This window comes from Conexibacter woesei Iso977N (assembly GCF_000424625.1).
GTDB classification, from domain to species: Bacteria; Actinomycetota; Thermoleophilia; order Solirubrobacterales; family Solirubrobacteraceae; genus Baekduia; species Baekduia woesei_A.
The window spans coordinates 558,725-575,741 of record NZ_AUKG01000003.1 but is presented as its reverse complement, the minus strand read 5'-3'; the positions used below and the strand labels follow the sequence as shown (position 1 = coordinate 575,741).

Below are 17,017 nucleotides of genomic sequence, written 5' to 3'. Positions count from 1 at the left end.
GCGGCATCAAACGCCATGCCGGGTGGCAGGGGCAATGGGTTCCTGGACCAGTGTTGGGAGACGTTTTGTGCTGTGAGCACGTAGCCTTTGTGCACACATGCCGACGGTCGACGAGCTGCTCCGCCACCCGCTGACGCGGGGATTGACGCTCGTGGCGGGGCCGTGGGACGCGCGAAGCGCGACGTCGGTGGTGATCGTGGACGCGATCGCGGACCTCGCGCGGGCCAGTGAAGGTGCCGTCGCCCTGCTGACGCCTTCGGCCTCTTCGGTGGCCTTGGGCTACCAGCTGGACGTGGCGCTGGCGACGGCGGGGACGCAGCGGTTGGCGGCGCTGGCCGTGTACGGGGCGGCGACGACGTCGGTCACGGCGATCCGGCTGGCGGACCGGACGCGGGTGGCGCTGCTGACGATCGACGCGTCGGTCGACCTGACCGAGCTGGCCTTCGGGCTGGCGCGGCAGATCCGGGCCGATCCGGGCGGGGTGCTGAACCGGTCTTTGGACGCCGTGCGCGCGATCGCGGCGGCGGAGGCCGACGGGACCGAGGCGGTCCTGGAGGCGGCGGCCGCGACGGTCGGCTCGACCTTCGTGTTGCGTCCCGCGCCGGGCGCGGCGGTGTCGGTGCCGGTGGTCTCCGACGGCCGGGCGGACGGCTTCGTCTGCGCCGAGCGCGACGACCACGCGGCGCTCATCGGCGCGCACCTGGTGGCCGGCGCGATCGGGCGGATCCGGACGGTGGCGATCAAGGCGGCGCGCCGGCCGGCGCAGGCGCGCGCCGACGCGTTGTCGTTGGTGTTGACCGCTCCGGACTCCCGCCTCGCCTCGGCGGTCGAGCGAGCGCGCGACGTCGGCATCCGCCTCGACGGGGACCTCGCCGTCGCCCACATCGATCTGGCGAGCGAGCCCGACCGCGACCTCGTGACCCGCCGCGCGATCGACGACGAGCTCGACGACCTCGTCCTCGCCGCCGCCTCGGACGCGTCCGGCTCCGCCCCGCGCGGCCCGTCCGCCTGGCATCGCGCCCGCGTCGACGACTCGCTGCTGCTGATCTGCGAGGACCCGTCCGCCGACGTCGCGGCGGCCGCTCGGCGGGTCCTGCTCGCGGCGCGCGACGCGTTCCCCCAGGCGACGTTCTTCTGCGGCGTCGGCGGGTTCCAGCACGCCGCGCCCGGGCTGCGCGAGAGCGCCTCGCAGGCCGCGACCGCCGCCGCTGCCGCGCGCGGCTGGGGCCGCCCGGGAGTTCCCGTACATGTCGATGACGTCGGCCTCCCGCCGCTGCTCGTCGACTGGCTCGGCTCCCGCTCGGCGCAGGAGTCGATGACCCGCCTGCTCTCCCCCTTCGCCGAGCTGGACGCAACGCGCGCCGAGACGACCGTCCGGACGTTGCAGGTCTACCTCGACGAGCGCGGCTCACTCTCCCGCGCCGGCGAGCGCCTGCACCTCCACAAGAACGCCGTCGCCTATCGGATGAAGCGCATCCGCGAGCAACTTGTAGGTGTCGACCTCGACGATCCCGATCGACGGCTGGAGCTGCAGCTCGCCTGCCGCGCATGGCTGCTGAGCCGCGCAGCCGCCTAGCCGTCGAGCAAGGCCTTCAGGTTGTCCATGTGCCAGGTGACGCCGGCCGAGCGGTCGGCGCCGTTCTCGTTGCCGTCGAGGTAGGCGTCCTGCTCGGTCAGGGTCAGGCGCGTGCCGTCGCCGTCCGGGACCAGTTCCACCGTCGAGGTCGACACCGAGATCAGGGTGTCGTCCATGAACATGTTGTAGGTCGAGACGATCCGCTCGTCCGGGACGACCTCGTGGAACGTCGCCTCGTAGCGGAACACCGGGCCGCCGTCACGGCTGCCGCTGGAGCGCTCGCTCCCGCCGACTCTGAGGTCCAGCAGGTACGGCCCTTCCTCCCAGCCCTCCGGCCCCTTGAACCACTGGGCCTTAAGCTCGGGCACCGCCCAGTAGCTGTACACCTTGCTCGGAGGTGCCGCGAGCTGCCGCTCGATCTGGAACGTGTTGTGGACCACCGAACGCTGCTGCGTCGTCATGTTGTCGTCCTTTCCTCGTCGTCGGCCAACACCGCATCGAGGCGATCCAACCGCGCCTCCCACAGCATCCGCCGCTGCCTTATCCACTGCTCAGCACCCGTCAGCGCATCCGGCGCAAGCGAGCACATCCGCACCCGCCCCACCTTCTCCGTCGCGACCAACCCAGCCCCCTCCAGCACCTGCACGTGCTGGACCACCGCGGGCAACGACATATCGAACGGCTCCGCCAACTCACTCACCGAAGCCGGCCCACCCACCAACCGCTCCACCATCACCCGCCGCGTCGGATCCGCCAACGCCTGAAAAACCCGCCCAACCGGATCCACAGCTTGCTGAAGCATCCACTTAACCATCCCGCCGCCCACGCCAAAAGTCAAGCCATCGCTTAACTATTGGCACTTCGACGCGCGACACCGCCGGACGCACCACGGCAAAGACCGCGACCGCTCCGCAGCAACGCCAGCGATTCGCGACCTTCTCAACCAACAACGGCGGCGATGCCATGGCGGCCAGTCGCGGCCAAGGACAGCGGCGTTGCCGCAGGCGAGAAGACGCGTGGACCGAGCCAGAAAGCGTGGAGTCGAGCCAGAGGCACGGCCAGTCGAACCAGAGGCGCGGAGAAGCGAGGCGAGACTCGGCGAGGCGCGGGTTAGGAGATGGCGCGCAGCAGGAGCCAGGCGCAGACTTCGCCGGAGGTGATGGCGAGGGTGTCGGTTGAGAGGATCTCGTCGGCGAAGGCGGCGGCGGTCGTTGGGCGGGGTGGGGCGCCGGTGGCGTCGCGGAGGAGGGTCTCGGCGATGGCGAGGCGGTCGGGAGCGAGGAAGCGGGAGAGGAAGTTCCCGGAGTCGTCGAGGATGTCGATGGCCGTGGCGCCCTCCTCCGGCTCCGGCACGACGATGTAGAGGCGGTCGGTGAACGCCAAGGACGGCCGGCGGCACGCGGCGCGCCGGGCCGGGAGCTGGGGCGTGCGCCGGCCGAGGCGGTCGCAGCGCGTGCGGGTCCGGGTGGTCATGGCAAGCAGTCTCCGCCCGGTAGATGAGGCGGGCCGAAAGGGTCGCTGAGCGCTTTCTGAGAACGCCCACGTGCCATGATCGCCCCGTGCCGGCAGACGCTGCGATCAGCACGCGCGGGTTGAGCAAGGACTTCGGCGAAGGACGAGGGCTGTTCGGCCTCGACCTGGACGTCGCGCGCGGCGAGGTCATGGGCTTCCTCGGGCCCAACGGCGCGGGCAAGTCCACCACCATGAAGCTGCTGCTGGACCAGCTGCGGCCGACGTCCGGCTCCGCCTCGGTGCTCGGCCTGGATGCCCACGCGGACTCGCTGGAGGTCCGGCGGCGGGTCGGGTTCCTGCCGGGCGACTTCGCGTTGTACCCCAAGTTGACAGGCGCTGAGGTGCTGGACTGGTTCGCGTCGCTGCGCGGCGGTGTCTCGGGCACCGTCCGGGCCGACCTGGTCGAGCGGTTCGAGGCCGGGCGCCAGCTCGACCGGCCGGTCCGCGAGCTCTCGACCGGCAACCGGCAGAAGCTCGGCCTGATCCAGGCGTTCATGCACGAGCCGGAGCTGCTGATCCTCGACGAGCCGATCGCCGGCCTCGATCCCCTGGTGCAGCAGCGCTTCCACGCGCTGCTCGGCGAGGTCGCGGCCGCCGGGCGGACCGTGTTCCTCTCCTCGCACACGCTGTCCGAAGTCGAGCGGGTCGCCCATCGCGTCGCGATCCTCCGCGAGGGCAGGTTGGTGGTGATCGACACGCTCGCCGCGCTGCGCGCCGTCGCGGTCCGGCGCCTGGAGGTCGAGTTCGCGCCCGGCGCCGCGCCGGCCGAGGAGGCGATCCGCGCGGTCGAAGGCGTCAAGGAGGCGACGCGCGAGGACCAGCACATGGTGATTGCCTTCGAGGGCTCCGCCGACCCGCTCGTCAAGTTCCTCGCCCACCACGAGGTCCGCGCGCTGCGCTCGCGCGACGACGACCTCGAGGACATCTTCCTGGGGTACTACCGCGGATGAGCCGCCCCGCGTTCCTGATGGCCTTGCGCCTCCGGACGGTCTCGATCGGCCTGACCGCCCTCGGCATGCTCGCCGTCATCGTGATGGTCGGCGCGCTGTTCCCGGCCGTCGGCGACTCGATCGGGACGCTCGATCTCCCGGAAGGCGTCGCCGATCTGCTCGGCGGCGCCGACTACGGCTCGATCGCCGGCTGGATGCGCTCCGAGATCGGCGCGGTCTACGGCCCGCTGGTGATCGGCGCGATCGCGATCGTCGGTGCCGTCGGCGCGACCGCCGGCGAGGAGGAGGACGGCATCCTCGCCCTCACGCTCGCCTACCCGGTCCGGCGCTCCGCGCTGATCCTCGGCAAGGCCGCGGCGGTCGCCGTCGAGGTGACGCTCGTAGGCCTCGCCACGTTCTTGGGGTTGTTGATCGGCGTCGCCGTCGCGGGCGGCGGCGTGGCCGTCGGGAACCTCGCCGCGCTGAGCCTCCACCTCGTCTTCTTCGGCTGGGCGACCGGCGCGGTCGGTCTCGCGGTCGCGGGCGCGACCGGGCGCAAGGCCGCGGCGACCGGCGCGGCCGCCGCCTACGCGGTCGCGGGCTTCCTGATCAACGGCTTCGCGCCGCTGGTCGACGCCATCGCCTGGTTGAAGTACCTCTCGTTGTTCTACTACTACACCGAAGCCGATCCGATCGGCCACGGGGTCGACGTCGCCGACCTGGCCGTCCTCGGCGGCGTCGCGCTCGCGCTGACCGCGTTCGCCGCCTGGTCGATCGGCCGCCGTGACCTGCGCTGAGCGCGCGCCGCGCGCGCCCCGTTCACCACGCCAGCGGCGCGCCGTCGCGGAAGAACCCGCCGCTCGGCCCGTCGTCGCCGAGCAGGCACGCCCACACCACCGACGCCGCGCCCTCCGGGACCGGACGCCCGCCGCCGCCCATCTGGGTCGCCGTCCACCCCGGGCAGACCGCGTTGACCAGCACGCCGTCGCCCGCCAGCTCGGCGGCGAGCATCCGCGTCAGCCCGTTCAACGACAACTTGCTCAACGAGTAGCCCGGCGTCCCGCCGTCCATGCCGGTGGTGATCTGCCCGGACGCCGAGGACACGTTGACGATCCGCCCGTGCCCGGACGCGCGCAGCTGCGGCGCGAACGCCTCGCACAGCGCCCACGCGCCGAACAGGTTGGTGTCCAACGCCCGCCGGACCCGCGTGAGGTCCGCGGTCAGCGCCCGCGCGTCGGTGTCGTAGTCGATCGCCGCGTTGTTGACCAACACGTCCAGCGCGCCGACCGCGCGAGCAGCCGCCGCCACCGACACCTCGGACGCCACGTCCAGCTCCAGCGCGCGCACGTCGCCGTCGATCCCGCCGGCCACCGCGGCCGCGCGGTCGGCGCTCCGCGCGCTCAACCACACCACCATCCCCTCCGCCGCCAGCTGCCGCGCGATCTCCACGCCCAACCCGCGCGCGCCGCCCGTCACCAGCGCGATCCGCCCGCCCATTCCGGTGGTTGCCATGCCGCCCAGCATCGCGCATAGTCCTCAGCCGTGTTCACCATCGACGAAGGCACCGACTTCGGGGCTCGCGCCGCGGCCCACCTGCGAGACGACATCGTCGTCTGGCTCACGTCCGTCTCCCCCGCCGGCGCGCCGCTGCCGACGCCGGTCTGGTTCATCTGGGACGGCGGCACGCACGTGACCGTCCACTCGCTCGCCACCGCCAGGCGCAACGACCACGTCCGCGCCAACCCGCGCCTCACGCTCAACTTCCCCGGGACGCCCGACGGCGGCGACATCGTCGTCTTCTCCGGCCGCGCGACGGTCACCGACGACACCTCGCTCACCGACGCCTACATCAAGAAGTACGAGCAGGCGATCCCCGGGATCGGCGAGACGCCCGAGTCGTTCGCCGCCAGGTACTCGACCGGCTTCGACATCGAGCTGACCGCCCTGCGCGGGCACTGAGCGCGCGGCCATGAAGCTCACCCACATCGGCGGACCCACGCTCCTCATCGAGGTCGACGGCTGGCGCCTGCTCACCGACCCGACCTTCGACGACCCCGGCAAGACCTACAAGTTCGGCTGGGGCACGTCCTCCGTCAAGCTCACCGCCCCGTCGATCAGCGCGCAGGACGTCCTGCCGATCGACGCCGTCCTGCTCTCCCACGAGCACCACGACGACAACCTCGACGCCGCCGGCCGCGCGCTCCTCCAGCACGTCCCGACCGTCGTCACCACCGTCCCGGGCGCGAAGAACCTGACGCAAGCCGGACACCCCGACGCCCGCGCGCTGCAGGCCGGCGACACCACCACGCTCACCGCGCCCGGCAAGCCCGACATCACGATCACCGCCACACCCTGCCGCCACGGCCCGCCGCTGAGCCACCCCATCGTCGGCGAGGTCGTCGGCTTCGCGCTCGCCTGGCCCGGCCAGGCCCACGGCGTCCTCTGGATCTCCGGCGACACCGTGCTCTACCCCGCGCTGCGCGACGCGGTCCGCGGCCTGCGCGTCGACCTCGCGGTGATCCACCTCGGCGGCGTCCAGTTCCCGGTCACCGGCCCGGCGCGCTACACGATGACCGCTCACCAAGCGGTCGCGCTGGCCCAGCAGCTCCAGCCGCGCACGATCGTCCCGATCCACTACGAGGGCTGGAAGCACTTCCGCGAGGGCCGCGCCGCGATCGAGGCCGAGCTGGCGACCGCGCCGCAGGACATCCGGGACCGCGTCCGCTGGCTCGACATCGGCGCGCCGACCGAGATCGCGGATCCCGATCGAGCAGGCGCGTAGACGACGCACCAGATGTGGGACGCTTGACCGCATGCCCTGGATGCCCGAGCTGTTCTCCGAGTCGGTGCTCGAGGAGTGGCGGGAGCGGCATGCGCGCAGGAAGATCGTCGACGTCCCGTACTACGACGGGCTGCTGGCCGGGGAGCCCGACGCGCTGATCGGCGCGTTCGCGGGCGAGCCGACCGTGTTCCACCCGGTGCGCGGGCGGCTCGAGGGCGAGTGGCAGCTGCGCGCCTACGCCGCCGAGGTCCGCGGCTGGTTCCGGGCGCGCGGCGCGGAGGCCCAGGAGCTGCAGCACGTCGTCGGGCCGCAGCGCGGGTTCGAGGAGGTCCTGGTCACCGGGCCCACCGGAGCGCTGCCGCTGGCCCTGGTCGCCGACCACGCCGACGGCTCGCACCTGGACGAGATCCGGATCTACTTCAGCGTCGAGCACTTCATCGGCCACCGCGTGACGCGCCAGCCGCTGCTGCAGGCCGCCCCGCACGTCGAGCTGCCGCCGGTGATCGCCGAGTACCTGCGCGCGCTGGCCGACGCGGACCTGGAGGCCGCGAGCGCCGCGTACACGAAGGCCGGGACGATCCGGAGCGCCGACGGCACGGTGGCGCCGGACCTGCACGAGTTCCACGCCGCCATCTGCCGCGCGGGCGGCCTGGTCCTGGACGCCTGCCGGCTCACCGGCGACGAGCGCAGCGTCGCGTTGGAGTACAACGTGCTCCGCCTCGGCGACAGCGGCGCGCCGCCGCAGGCCGGCGTCGTCGTCTTCGACCTGGAGTCCGGCGGCGCCCGCATCAAGGCCGCGCGGATCTACGACGACGTCGAGCGCCCGCGCTTGTCCCAGCCGTGAAAGCTCCTGAGGTCGCCGGACTCCCACGCCTCGCGCAGCCCCGGCGTCGCGAGGTCCCAGTCCGGCCGCGCCTCGGCTGACGCGTCGCGCAGGTCGCGCCAGAGGTCGGCGGTCGACGGGCGGCCCCAGAACCAGTAGCCGTTGTAGATGGTGTGGATGATCAGGCCCGGCTTGAGCACGATCGTGTGCGGGATCATCGGGTCGTTGTCGGGATCCGTGTACTCCTGGATGTCGAGGTCCTTCTGCACGACGCGCTCGGGATCCGACAGGAACGGCCACTGCGCGCCGACCGAGGCGCGGAACTCCTGCGACGTGTGGTGCGGGTCGGTCGAGATCGTCGCAACCCTCGTGTAGGCCACGTTGATGTGCGGGAAGAACGCCGCCAGGTCGAGGTGCTGCTGGTGCTCCTTCGGGCAGTAGTGCCCACGCGCGAGCGTCAGGATCATCGGGTCATCGCCCTGGATCTCGCTGAGCCTGCGCGGCGTGCTCTCGTGATCCGGGAGCTCGTAGTCGGGGAAGGTGGCGCCGGGAAGGATGTCGGGTCGCATGGCCCGCGAGGCTCCCACGCGCACGGGGCCCCTGCAACCAACCCCCGGGCACGTGCCCGGGGTCCCCACTGGTGCGACCGGGGGCGTGCCGCGGGAGGGTTCTCCCATGACGAACAACGCACACATCGACGCCGACCACGACACAGGCGACGGGCTCGCCTTCAGCCGCAGCAGGTACCGGCCGATGGCCGCGGTCCTGATCCTCTTCGCGCTGCTCGGCGCCGTCGGATGCGTGGCTGCCGATGTCCTCTGAGGCCACCACCGCCCGCGCGGGTGCGGGCACCGCCGCGGGCACCCTGCTCGGCCAGGTGCTGTTCCTGGTCGCCGTCGCGATCGGGTTCCTGGCGCTGGGTGCTTACGCCGGCCGGGACCTCTCCGACGGCGCCGCCGTCGCCTTCACGTTCGGTGGCTTCTTCATGCTGCTCGCCCAGTCGTTCGGCGGGAAAGCGTTCCGGACCGGGCCGTTCGCGCTCGGGTGGCTGTTCGCCGTCGGGCTCGTGATCGGGCTCGGGCTCGGGCCGGTCCTGACCGCCTACGCCCAGACCGATCCCGCCGCGATCACGCAGGCGGCGGTGACGACCGCGGTGCTGGTGGCGACGCTCGGCGCCGGCGGCTACGCCACCGACCGCGACCTCAGCGGCTGGCTGCGCCCGCTCTCCTACGCGGTCTTCGCGCTGCTGCTCGTGTCGCTGCTCGTCGTCCTGCTCGGGACCGCCGGCAGCCCGCTGATCAGCCTCGGCATCGCGGTGATCTCCGGCGCGCTGATCGTCGTGGACTTCAACCTGCTGCGCCGCGGCGCGACCGAGGACGACGTCGTCCTCATCGCCACCGGGATCTTCGTCTCGATCGTGAACCTGTTCCTGTCGCTGCTGGACCTGTTCACGAATGACTGAGCGCGCCGCCCAGCTCCTTGCGCGAGGTGACCCCGAGCTTGCCGAACACCTTGCGCAGGTGCCACTCGACGGTCCGCGGGCTCAGGAACAGCTGGGCCCCGATCTCCGGGTTCGTCTGCCCGGACGCGGCGAGCCGCGCGATCTCCGCCTCCTGGGGCGTGAGGTCGTCGAGCGTCTCGGGCGAGCGCTTGCGGACCGTCTCCCCCGTCGCGTTCAGCTCCCGCCGCGCGCGCTCCGCGAAGCCCTCGGCGCCGGCCTCCTCGAACAGCTCCAGCGCCGCGCGCAGTCCGGTCCGCGCGTCGGCGCGGCGCCGCTCGCGCCGCAGCCACTCGCCGTGCAGCAGCTGCGAGCGCGCCGCCGCGCTGCGGATCCGGGACCGGCCGAGCCGCTCGATCGACTCCAGGTACAACGCGTCGGCCGCGTCGCCCTCGGCCAGCAGCGCCTCGCAGCGCGCGGCCAGGCCGAGCGCCCAGTCGGTCTGCGCGGCATCGGCGAGCGCCCGCATCCGCGCCGCCGCGGCGGCGGCCAGCGCCGGCCCGTCGGCGCTCTCGCTCCGGACCGCCGCCTCGACCAGCTCCGGCAGGACCCACGCGGCCAACCCAAGGTCATTGGGATGGTCCGGGACCCGCGCCGCCGCGGCGAGCGCGTCGTCGTAGCGACCGAGCCCGTTGAACAGCTGCGCGCTCATCCAGTCGGTCGTGATCAGCCACAGGCCCTCGCCGCGCCGCTCGACCTCCGGCCGGCGCACCGCGATCGTCCGCGCCGCAGCGTCGTCGGCGCCGCGCCACGCGGCGGCCCACGTGGACTGGCCGAGCATCGGCGCCACGCCGATCGCCTCGACGATCACCTCCAGCTCAGCCGCGAGGGAGTCGGCCGTGCGCGTGTCGCCGCGCAGCCACTCGTAGGCGAGCCGCTCGGTCATCGCGCCCGGCATCAGCGCCAGCGCGCCGAGCCCGCGCGTCAGCTCGACCTGGCGGCGCGACAGCGCGTCCCACGACGCGTCGTCGGCCAGCGCCCGCGCCGCCGCGCAGGCCAGCCAGATCCAGCGCAGCGCGCCCTCGTCGTCGGCGGGCAGCACGCGCAGCTCGGCCAGCGCCGGGACCAGCAGCGGCACCGCGGGCGCGTAGCCCTCGGCGACCAGGACCGCCAGCCCGCGCAGCAGCCGCGCCTCCGGGCCGGCCTCGGGATCGGCGGGCGCGCCGTCGGAGTTGTCCTCCAACAACGCCGCGGCGACCTCCGCCGGGCCGACGCCGTGCGCCTGCGCGCCCGCGCTGATCGCCGCGATGAACGCGTCCCGGAACGTGTCGCGCGACAGCGCCGCGTCGTGCGGGCGCAGCGCGAGCGCCGCGTCGAGGAGCAGCGCCGGCGCCTCGCCGCCGCGCGTCATCGTCGACGTCACCCGCGCGCGGACGAGCGCCGCGCGTGCCGCGGCGAGGTCGTCGAGCGGCCCGACCTCCGCCAGCGCGACGAGCCGCAGCGCCGCCTCCGCGGACCCCGCGACCGCCTTGGCCTGCGCGGCCGCCAGCGCTCGCGCCGCGCGCCGCGCCGGATCCGGCGTCAGCTCGGCGGCGCGCTGCAGGAACGCCGCGCCCGCGGCGACACCGCCGCGCGCCTGGGCGCGCTCGGCGGACGCCTCCAGCTCAAGTGCTACATCTTCATCCAGCCCCGCGACCGCCTGCCCGCGGTGCCACGCGCGCCGCGCCGGATCGGTCTCCGCGTCGGTCGCCGCGGCCAGCGCGCGGTGGACCTCCTGGCGGTCGGCGGGCGCCGCCGACTGGTACACGATGTGGCGCACCAGCGGATGGCTGAAGCGCACCGAGCTGCCGACGTCGGCCAGCCCGGCCTCCGCGGCCGGCGAGGCGGCGGCGATCCCGACGCCCAGCGCCTCGGCCGCGCGCAGCACGACGACCGGGTCGCCGAGCGGCTCGGCCGCGGCGATCAGCAACAGCCTGCGCGTCGCGTCCGGCAGCGCCGCGATCCGCCGCGCGTAGCTCTCCTCGACGCGCCCGAACAACGGGTCGGCGGCGGCGTTGGGCAGCCCGAAGCCGCCGGCCAGCTCGTCGGAGGTCAGGCCGCGCGGGAGCTCCAGCAGCGCCAGCGGGTTGCCGCGCGTCTCGGCGACGAGCCGGTCGAGCACGCGCCCGTCCATCTGCCCCGGGATCGCGGCGGCCAGCAGCGTGCGGGCGTCCGCGTCGCCCAGGCCGCGCAGGACCAGCTCCGGCAGCGCGGTCAGCTCGCGGTCCTCGCTGGGCTCGCGCACGCCGAACACCAGCGCGACGCGCTCGGCCATCACCCGCCGCGCGGCGAAGGCCAGCGCTTGGGCCGACGACGGGTCGAGCCACTGCGCATCATCAACGATGCAGAGCAATGGGCGTTCCTCCGCTACATCGCTGAGCAGCGTCAGGATCGCCAGGCCGACGACGAAGCGGTCCGGCGCGTCGCCGGCGCCGAGGCCGAAGACCGTCCGCAGCGCCGCGCTCTGCGGCCCGGGCAGCCGGTCGAGCCGGTCCAGGAACGGCGCGCAGAGCTGGTGCAGGCCGGCGTAGGGCAGCTCGGCCTCCGAGTACACCGACGTGGCGCGCGCGACCCGGATCCCGGTCGCGCGCGCCGCGAGGTCGTCCAGCAGGGCGGTCTTGCCGACCCCCATCTCGCCGCGGACGACGAGGACGGGGCTGGCCCCGCCGCGGAGGTCGGTGAGGAGGGAGTCGAGCTGCGCGCGCTCGCGGTCGCGGCCGCGCAGCTCAGGGGTGGGGACTTCGGTGCTGGACGCCATGAGCGGCGCCCAGGATAGTCACGCGGCCTGCGCCGCCGAGCGGCGCGAGCGCCACGCCAGGACCGCCGCCTGGAGCACGAACCAGACGCCGCCGCCGGCCGCGTAGACCGACAGGATGTCGAGCTTCGGGTCGTCGCCGAGCGCCTGCCCGATGTAGACGAGCCCGACCAGCGCCGACAGCCCGCCGGAGATCAGGAACGGGAGCTGCAGGCCGAGCTCGCGCCGGCGCTGCACGGCGACGACGATCTGCGCGACGCCGGTGACCGAGGCCCAGGCGCCGAACACGGCGAGGACGTCGGCGAACGTGCCGGTGGCGGCGATCGCGAGCGCCACGGCGGCCGCGGAGCTCACGACCACCTCGAAGCGCAGCAGGCCGCGCGCCGGCGATCCGGCGGGTTGGGTCCGGGCGTCGAGCAGCGACGCGACGACGTCGATCCCGGGGTAGAGCACCAACAACACCCCCGCGCCGAGGGTGAGCGAGTCGGAGGCGGCGCTGAACGCGGCGGCCCAGGCAAGAGCGACGAGGCCGCGGATGAGGAAGAGCTGCATGGTGATCGGGTCCTTTGATCGAGTGAATGGCGACGAGGAGAACGCTCGCGCCTGGCCCGATCCGTCGCACCCGTGCCGCGCCCTGGTGCTGCGCCCCGGGACACCCCGGACCAGGGACCCCCTGGCCCGGACCAGGGACCGACCCCGGTGCGACGCGCGCGAGGGTGCGACAGCGTGGATGGCATGAACCCAACGATCGTCCTCGTCCACGGCGCGTTCGCCGAGTCGTCCTCCTGGAACGGCGTCATCGACGCGCTCCTGCGCGCCGGCAGGCCCGCCGTCGCCTACGCCAACCCGCTGCGCGGCGTCGCCGCCGACGCGGCCGGCCTCAGCGACCTGCTGCGCACGATCGACGGCCCGGTCGTCCTCGTCGGCCACTCCTACGGCGGCTCGGTCATCACCGCCGCCGACCCGGCGGCCGCCGACCTCAAGGCCCTGGTCTACGTCGCCGCGTTCGCGCCGGAGGCCGGCGAGTCCGCGCTGGAGCTGTCCTCGCGCTGGCCGGGCTCGACGCTCGGCGCCGCGCTCTCGCCGATCGCGCGCGCCGACGGTGCGACCGACCTGTCGATCCAGCGCGACCGTTTCCACGCGCAGTTCGCCGCCGACGTGTCGACGGTCGAGGCCCAGCTGATGGCCGCGACCCAGCGCCCGGTCGCCCAGGCCGCGCTGGAGGAGGGCGCGCCGGCCGACCCCTTGTGGAAGTCGGTCCCGGCGCACTTCATCCACGGCGACCTCGACCTCAACATCCCGCCGGCCGGCCTGCGGGCGATGGCCGAGCGCGCGGGCGCCGAGCCGGTCGAGCTGACCGGCGCCTCTCACGCGCTCGGCGTGTCCCGGCCCTCGGAGGTCGCCGAGGTGATCCTGAAGGCGGCGGCCTAGACGCCCACCGCTTGAGCGGAAGCCGCCCCGTCGGCGAGGAGCCCGCGCTCGGCCAGCAACGGCCGGACGCCCTCGCCGACGTGGTAGGCCTCCTCCAGGTGCGGATAGCCGCTGAAGATGTACTCCTCGAGCCCGAGCGCGTGGTACTCCGCGATCCGGTCGGCGACCTCCTCGTAGGAGCCGACCAGCGCGGTCCCCGCCCCGCCGCGCACGAGGCCGACGCCCGCCCACAGGTTCGGCGCGATCTCGAGGTCGTCGACGCGCCCGCCGTGCAGCGCGCTCATCCGCCGCTGACCCTCGGACTGCGACGCCGCCTGGACCTTCTGCGCGTGCGCGATCGCCGCCGGGTCGAGGTCGGCGAGCAGCCGGTCGGCCGCCAGCCACGCCTCGTCGCTGGTCTCGCGCGCGATCACGTGCAGCCGGATCCCGAAGCGCAGCGGCCCGGACGCCAGGCGCTGGCCGGACTCCACCGCCGCGGCCTCGCGCTCCCGGACCGCGTCGAGCTTGGCCGCCACCGCCTCCGGCGGCTCACCCCACGTCAGGTAGACGTCGGCGTGGCGCGCGGCGACGTCGAGCGCCGGGGACGACGAGCCGCCGAGGTAGATCCCCGGGAACGCCGGCGGGTCAGCGACCTCCGCGCCCTCGGCCCGGACGAAGCGCCCGTCGTAGTTGTAGGGCGACTGCGTCCACGCGCCCCGGACCACGTCCAGGAACTCGGCCGCGCGCGCGTAGCGGTCGTCCTTCGGGACGAAGTCGCCGAAGCGCTTCTGCTCGACCTCGTCGCCGCCGACGACCACGTTCAGCAACAAGCGCCCGTGCGACACGCGCTGGAACGTCGCCGCCATCTGCGCGGCGAGCGTCGGCGACAGCAGCCCGGGCCGGAAGGCGACCAGGAACTTCAACTTCTGCGTGACCTGCGTCAGCGCGGCGGTCGCGATCCACGCGTCCTCGCACCACGTGCCGGTCGGCGTCAGCGCGCCCTCGAAGCCCAGCTGCTCGGCGGAGCGCGCGATCTGCCCCAGGTACTCGGGGCTCGGCGGCCGCTCGCCCGCCGCCGCGTCCGCGCGCCGGTGGTGGGCGCCGACCGCGTTGCCGGCGCCCAGGATCGTCCGGGAGTCCCCGGTGGTGGGCAGGAACCAATGCAAGGTGATGGACATGCTCGCTTCTCCTCAGGCTGCGGGCACGAGCCCGGTCGTGACGATCGACGAGAAGTCGACCTTCTTCGGGATGACCTGGTGCTTGGTCAGCGTGTCGGCCAGCGACTGCTCGAACTGCGTCGCCTCCGGCGTGACGGCCGTGAACGACGCCAGGCGCTTGGGCACGGCGGCGCGGGTGGTCGCCTGCGGCAGGCCGGACTCCTTGGCCCACGCGTCGGCCCACTCGTTCTGATGCGTCCTGGCCCAGGCGAAGGCACGCTGCAGGCGCGAGATGTAGTCCTTGAGGGCCGCGGCCTTGTTGGGGTCCTCGACCGCCTTGGTCGAGGCGATCTCGAACGACCAGCCGTCCTCGTCGGGCTGCCCGCCCGCGATCCCACGCGCGCCCGCCTCCTCGGCCTGCGTCACGTACGGCTCCCAGACCGCCCAGGCGTCGACCTTGCCGGACGAGAACGCGGCCAGCCCGTCGGCCGGGGCCAGGAACGACAACCTGACGTCGGATTGCTTGAGGCCGAGGCGATCGAGCAGCCGCAGCGTGAAGCCGTGCGCGGAGCTGCCCTTCGGGACCGCGATCGTCTTGCCCTTCAACTGCTTGGGATCGGTGATGTCGGAGCCCTTGGGGACGAGCAGGGTGTCGTCCTTGCGGTTGTCGAAGCGCTCGGTCGCGATCACGCGGAAGTCCGAGCCGCCGGCCGCGCCGAAGATCGGCGGCGTGTCGCCGACGCCCGCGACGTCGATCTTGTCCGCGCCCGCGGCCTCCACCAGCGGCGGCCCGAAGGCGAAGATCGACCAGTCGATCTTGTAGGGAACGCCCTTCAGCGCGCCGGACGCGGCGAGGATCGAGCGGATGCCGTCCTTCTGGACGCCGACGCGCAGCGTGACCTTCGACGCGTCGCCGCCGGTCGTGGTGACCTTCCTCGGGCCCTCCGCACCGGACGCGTTGTCGCTGACCGACGAGGCACAGCCGGACGCTCCCGCGGCGCAGGCGGCCGCGACCAGCGCGGCGGTCGGCAGGGCGATGGATCGTCTTCTCATGCGGCCAGCTCCTCCAGCAGCGCGCCTCTCACGCGCTGCAGCTCGGGGTCGTCACGGCGCCGCGGGCGGTCGCCTAGGTCTTTTTGTAGGTGTTGCTCAGAGGCGATCCTGCCGCCGTCGAGGACGAGGATCCGGTCGGCGAGCAGCAGCGCCTCCTCCACGTCGTGGGTGACGAGCAGGACCGCCGGCCGGTGGCGCTCGTGCAGGTCGGCGACGAGCTGCTGGGCCGACGCACGGGTCAGCGCGTCGAGCGAGCTGAACGGCTCGTCGAGCAGCAGCAGGTCCGGCTCGCGCACCAGCGCGCGGGCCAGCGCGACGCGCTGGCGCTGGCCGCCGGAGAGCTGGCGCGGCCACGCGTGCTCGCGGCCGGCGAGACCGACCTCGGCCAGCGCGGTGCGCGCCCGCCCCTCCGGGTCCGGGCCGCGGACGCCGAGCGCGACGTTGGTGAGCACGTCGCGCCACGGCAGCAGCCGCGGGTCCTGGAAGACGACCGCGACGCGCTCGGCCGTGTCGACCGCGCCGGTCACACCGTGGTCGAGCCCGGCCAACGCCTTCAACAACGTCGTCTTGCCGGAGCCGGAGCGGCCGAGCAGCGCGACGATCTCGCCGGGTGCGAGCTCGACGTCGACGCCGTCGAGCACGACCGCGCCGTCGAAGCTGCGCCCGGCGTCGTGGAGCGCGGCGACCGTCATCACGCGTCCCGCCAGCGCAGCGCGCGCCGCTCGAGGATCCGGACGAGCCAGTCGGTCAGCAGGCCGAGCACCGCGTAGGTGAGCAGCCCGACGACCACGACGTCGGTCTGCAGGAAATCCCGCGCGTTGTTGATGAGGTAGCCGAGGCCCGAGCCGGCGTTGACCTGCTCGGCGACGACCAGCGCCAGCCACGCGACGCCCAGCGACTGGCGGAAGCCGACGAGCGCGCCGGGCAGCGCGCCCGGGATGATGATGTGCTTGAACCGCTCGCGCCGCGTGAGGCGCAGCGTGTCGGCGACCTCGAACAGCTCCGGGTCGATCCCGCGCAGCGCGGCGACCAGGTTGAGGTACAACGGGATCACGACGCCGAGCGCGACGAGCAGCACCTTCGGCGTCTCGCCGATCCCGAACCAGAGGATGAACAGCGGGATCAGGCCGAACAGCGGCAGCGTGCGCAGCATCTGCAGCGGCGGGTCGACGATCGCGTCGCCGGTCTTCGACAGCCCGGCGATCGCGCCGAGGACGACCGCGAACGCGGTCCCGACGGCGAGGCCGAGCGCCGCCCGGCGCAACGACACCAACAACGCGTCCGGGAGCTGGCCGTTCTGGACCAGGTCCCACGCGGCGGTGAGGATCGTGGTGGGCGCCGCCAGGTCCTTCGGCGAGAGCAGGCCGGTCGACGACGCCAGCTGCCAGAGCAGCAGGATCGCCAGTGGGCTGATCCAACGGACCAACCACGACAGGTTGATCGCGCGCGGCGCCCTGCGACGCGCCGCGCGAACGGTGGTGGATGCGGAGAAAGGAGGTGCGCTCATGGGCTCGCACCTCATATGCCCTATTTCCTACCGAAT

General features: G+C 73.5%; 20 protein-coding genes. 9 read left to right on the top strand and 11 right to left on the bottom strand.

Going from position 1 to position 17,017, the window contains the following annotated elements; all coding sequences use genetic code 11:
• Nucleotides 1-97 precede the first annotated feature (97 nt).
• Nucleotides 98-1,576, top strand: a complete 1,479-nt coding sequence (locus H030_RS0124365; protein WP_027008057.1) for a PucR family transcriptional regulator — start codon at nucleotides 98-100, stop codon at nucleotides 1,574-1,576.
• Here H030_RS0124365 and H030_RS0124360 read toward each other — a convergent pair.
• From H030_RS0124360 to H030_RS34840, 3 genes are all read right to left on the bottom strand, one after another.
• Nucleotides 1,573-2,037, bottom strand: a complete 465-nt coding sequence (locus H030_RS0124360; RefSeq protein ID WP_027008056.1) for an SRPBCC family protein — start codon at nucleotides 2,035-2,037, stop codon at nucleotides 1,573-1,575. The genes H030_RS0124365 and H030_RS0124360 overlap by 4 nt on opposite strands.
• Nucleotides 2,034-2,378, bottom strand: coding sequence for an ArsR/SmtB family transcription factor (locus H030_RS0124355; RefSeq protein ID WP_027008055.1), 345 nt, complete (start codon nucleotides 2,376-2,378; stop codon nucleotides 2,034-2,036). The genes H030_RS0124360 and H030_RS0124355 overlap by 4 nt, the downstream gene beginning before the upstream one ends.
• 308 nt (nucleotides 2,379-2,686) lie before the next feature.
• Nucleotides 2,687-3,049 (bottom strand): hypothetical protein, encoded by a 363-nt coding sequence (locus H030_RS34840; RefSeq protein WP_035129395.1) that lies wholly within the window; start codon nucleotides 3,047-3,049, stop codon nucleotides 2,687-2,689.
• An 86-nt stretch (nucleotides 3,050-3,135) separates the two neighbouring features.
• Here H030_RS34840 and H030_RS0124345 point away from each other — a divergent pair, with 86 nt between their 5' ends.
• Together H030_RS0124345 and H030_RS0124340 are read left to right on the top strand one after the other, a co-directional pair.
• Nucleotides 3,136-4,038 carry an ABC transporter ATP-binding protein gene (locus H030_RS0124345; RefSeq protein ID WP_027008054.1) on the top strand — a complete coding sequence of 301 codons (903 nt, stop codon included), beginning with the start codon at nucleotides 3,136-3,138 and terminating at the stop codon, nucleotides 4,036-4,038.
• Nucleotides 4,035-4,814, top strand: a complete 780-nt coding sequence (locus tag H030_RS0124340; protein WP_027008053.1) for an ABC transporter permease subunit — start codon at nucleotides 4,035-4,037, stop codon at nucleotides 4,812-4,814. The genes H030_RS0124345 and H030_RS0124340 overlap by 4 nt, the downstream gene beginning before the upstream one ends.
• Nucleotides 4,815-4,836: 22 nt before the next feature.
• Here H030_RS0124340 and H030_RS0124335 read toward each other — a convergent pair whose 3' ends face one another.
• The gene (locus H030_RS0124335; RefSeq protein ID WP_027008052.1) at nucleotides 4,837-5,529 is read right to left on the bottom strand and encodes an SDR family NAD(P)-dependent oxidoreductase; all 693 of its coding nucleotides are present in this window, start codon (nucleotides 5,527-5,529) and stop codon (nucleotides 4,837-4,839) included.
• A 30-nt stretch (nucleotides 5,530-5,559) separates the two neighbouring features.
• Here H030_RS0124335 and H030_RS34835 point away from each other — a divergent pair, with 30 nt between their 5' ends.
• Genes H030_RS34835 through H030_RS0124320 form a run of 3 tightly spaced genes read left to right on the top strand, consistent with a single transcriptional unit; the run spans nucleotide 5,560 to nucleotide 7,643 of the window.
• The gene (locus H030_RS34835; protein ID WP_051223593.1) at nucleotides 5,560-5,976 is read left to right on the top strand and encodes a pyridoxamine 5'-phosphate oxidase family protein; all 417 of its coding nucleotides are present in this window, start codon (nucleotides 5,560-5,562) and stop codon (nucleotides 5,974-5,976) included.
• A gap of 10 nt (nucleotides 5,977-5,986) precedes the next feature.
• Nucleotides 5,987-6,799 carry an MBL fold metallo-hydrolase gene (locus H030_RS0124325; RefSeq protein WP_027008051.1) on the top strand — a complete coding sequence of 271 codons (813 nt, stop codon included), beginning with the start codon at nucleotides 5,987-5,989 and terminating at the stop codon, nucleotides 6,797-6,799.
• Between the two features lie 31 nt (nucleotides 6,800-6,830).
• Nucleotides 6,831-7,643, top strand: a complete 813-nt coding sequence (locus tag H030_RS0124320) for a hypothetical protein (protein WP_027008050.1) — start codon at nucleotides 6,831-6,833, stop codon at nucleotides 7,641-7,643.
• Here the strand turns inward: H030_RS0124320 and H030_RS0124315 are convergent.
• Entirely contained in the window at nucleotides 7,604-8,191 is a 588-nt protein-coding gene (locus H030_RS0124315) for a redoxin domain-containing protein (protein WP_027008049.1), read from the bottom strand. The two genes, H030_RS0124320 and H030_RS0124315, sit on opposite strands and share 40 nt — an antisense overlap.
• A 106-nt stretch (nucleotides 8,192-8,297) precedes the next feature.
• Between H030_RS0124315 and H030_RS39375 the strand changes: the two genes are divergently transcribed.
• Nucleotides 8,298-8,444, top strand: a complete 147-nt coding sequence (locus H030_RS39375; RefSeq protein WP_155892252.1) for a hypothetical protein — start codon at nucleotides 8,298-8,300, stop codon at nucleotides 8,442-8,444.
• On the top strand, nucleotides 8,434-9,084 hold the full coding sequence (locus H030_RS34830) for a Bax inhibitor-1 family protein (protein WP_051223591.1): 651 nt from the start codon (nucleotides 8,434-8,436) through the stop codon (nucleotides 9,082-9,084). Before H030_RS39375 ends, H030_RS34830 begins: the two co-directional genes overlap by 11 nt.
• Here H030_RS34830 and H030_RS0124300 read toward each other — a convergent pair.
• Both H030_RS0124300 and H030_RS0124295 read right to left on the bottom strand, forming a co-directional pair.
• Nucleotides 9,071-11,857 (bottom strand): helix-turn-helix transcriptional regulator, encoded by a 2,787-nt coding sequence (locus H030_RS0124300; protein WP_027008048.1) that lies wholly within the window; start codon nucleotides 11,855-11,857, stop codon nucleotides 9,071-9,073. The genes H030_RS34830 and H030_RS0124300 overlap by 14 nt on opposite strands.
• Before the next feature lie 18 nt (nucleotides 11,858-11,875).
• The gene (locus H030_RS0124295) at nucleotides 11,876-12,406 is read right to left on the bottom strand and encodes a hypothetical protein (RefSeq protein ID WP_051223589.1); all 531 of its coding nucleotides are present in this window, start codon (nucleotides 12,404-12,406) and stop codon (nucleotides 11,876-11,878) included.
• A gap of 183 nt (nucleotides 12,407-12,589) precedes the next feature.
• Between H030_RS0124295 and H030_RS0124290 the strand changes: the two genes are divergently transcribed.
• Nucleotides 12,590-13,285 (top strand): alpha/beta fold hydrolase, encoded by a 696-nt coding sequence (locus H030_RS0124290; RefSeq protein ID WP_027008046.1) that lies wholly within the window; start codon nucleotides 12,590-12,592, stop codon nucleotides 13,283-13,285.
• Here the strand turns inward: H030_RS0124290 and H030_RS0124285 are convergent.
• Genes H030_RS0124285 through H030_RS0124270 form a run of 4 tightly spaced genes read right to left on the bottom strand, consistent with a single transcriptional unit; the run spans nucleotide 13,282 to nucleotide 16,981 of the window.
• Nucleotides 13,282-14,442 (bottom strand): LLM class flavin-dependent oxidoreductase, encoded by a 1,161-nt coding sequence (locus H030_RS0124285; protein WP_027008045.1) that lies wholly within the window; start codon nucleotides 14,440-14,442, stop codon nucleotides 13,282-13,284. The two genes, H030_RS0124290 and H030_RS0124285, sit on opposite strands and share 4 nt — an antisense overlap.
• A gap of 12 nt (nucleotides 14,443-14,454) precedes the next feature.
• Nucleotides 14,455-15,474 carry an ABC transporter substrate-binding protein gene (locus tag H030_RS0124280; protein ID WP_027008044.1) on the bottom strand — a complete coding sequence of 340 codons (1,020 nt, stop codon included), beginning with the start codon at nucleotides 15,472-15,474 and terminating at the stop codon, nucleotides 14,455-14,457.
• Nucleotides 15,471-16,166 (bottom strand): ABC transporter ATP-binding protein, encoded by a 696-nt coding sequence (locus H030_RS0124275; RefSeq protein WP_035129641.1) that lies wholly within the window; start codon nucleotides 16,164-16,166, stop codon nucleotides 15,471-15,473. The genes H030_RS0124280 and H030_RS0124275 overlap by 4 nt, the downstream gene beginning before the upstream one ends.
• The gene (locus tag H030_RS0124270; protein ID WP_027008042.1) at nucleotides 16,166-16,981 is read right to left on the bottom strand and encodes an ABC transporter permease; all 816 of its coding nucleotides are present in this window, start codon (nucleotides 16,979-16,981) and stop codon (nucleotides 16,166-16,168) included. The genes H030_RS0124275 and H030_RS0124270 overlap by 1 nt, the downstream gene beginning before the upstream one ends.
• Nucleotides 16,982-17,017 lie beyond the last annotated feature (36 nt).

Excerpts from the sequence above, each read along its gene's own strand:
- H030_RS0124365 (WP_027008057.1), top strand. The coding sequence starts at position 98 with ATGCCGACGGTCGACGAGCTGCTCCGCCACCCGCTGACGCGGGGATTG.
- H030_RS0124360 (WP_027008056.1), bottom strand. The coding sequence starts at position 2,037 with ATGACGACGCAGCAGCGTTCGGTGGTCCACAACACGTTCCAGATCGAG.
- H030_RS0124355 (WP_027008055.1), bottom strand. The coding sequence starts at position 2,378 with ATGCTTCAGCAAGCTGTGGATCCGGTTGGGCGGGTTTTTCAGGCGTTG.
- H030_RS34840 (WP_035129395.1), bottom strand. The coding sequence starts at position 3,049 with ATGACCACCCGGACCCGCACGCGCTGCGACCGCCTCGGCCGGCGCACG.
- H030_RS0124340 (WP_027008053.1), top strand. The coding sequence starts at position 4,035 with ATGAGCCGCCCCGCGTTCCTGATGGCCTTGCGCCTCCGGACGGTCTCG.
- H030_RS0124335 (WP_027008052.1), bottom strand. The coding sequence starts at position 5,529 with ATGGCAACCACCGGAATGGGCGGGCGGATCGCGCTGGTGACGGGCGGC.
- H030_RS0124325 (WP_027008051.1), top strand. The coding sequence starts at position 5,987 with ATGAAGCTCACCCACATCGGCGGACCCACGCTCCTCATCGAGGTCGAC.
- H030_RS0124320 (WP_027008050.1), top strand. The coding sequence starts at position 6,831 with ATGCCCTGGATGCCCGAGCTGTTCTCCGAGTCGGTGCTCGAGGAGTGG.
- H030_RS0124315 (WP_027008049.1), bottom strand. The coding sequence starts at position 8,191 with ATGCGACCCGACATCCTTCCCGGCGCCACCTTCCCCGACTACGAGCTC.
- H030_RS39375 (WP_155892252.1), top strand. The coding sequence starts at position 8,298 with ATGACGAACAACGCACACATCGACGCCGACCACGACACAGGCGACGGG.
- H030_RS34830 (WP_051223591.1), top strand. The coding sequence starts at position 8,434 with ATGTCCTCTGAGGCCACCACCGCCCGCGCGGGTGCGGGCACCGCCGCG.
- H030_RS0124300 (WP_027008048.1), bottom strand. The coding sequence starts at position 11,857 with ATGGCGTCCAGCACCGAAGTCCCCACCCCTGAGCTGCGCGGCCGCGAC.
- H030_RS0124295 (WP_051223589.1), bottom strand. The coding sequence starts at position 12,406 with ATGCAGCTCTTCCTCATCCGCGGCCTCGTCGCTCTTGCCTGGGCCGCC.
- H030_RS0124290 (WP_027008046.1), top strand. The coding sequence starts at position 12,590 with ATGAACCCAACGATCGTCCTCGTCCACGGCGCGTTCGCCGAGTCGTCC.
- H030_RS0124285 (WP_027008045.1), bottom strand. The coding sequence starts at position 14,442 with ATGTCCATCACCTTGCATTGGTTCCTGCCCACCACCGGGGACTCCCGG.
- H030_RS0124280 (WP_027008044.1), bottom strand. The coding sequence starts at position 15,474 with ATGAGAAGACGATCCATCGCCCTGCCGACCGCCGCGCTGGTCGCGGCC.
- H030_RS0124275 (WP_035129641.1), bottom strand. The coding sequence starts at position 16,166 with ATGACGGTCGCCGCGCTCCACGACGCCGGGCGCAGCTTCGACGGCGCG.
- H030_RS0124270 (WP_027008042.1), bottom strand. The coding sequence starts at position 16,981 with ATGAGCGCACCTCCTTTCTCCGCATCCACCACCGTTCGCGCGGCGCGT.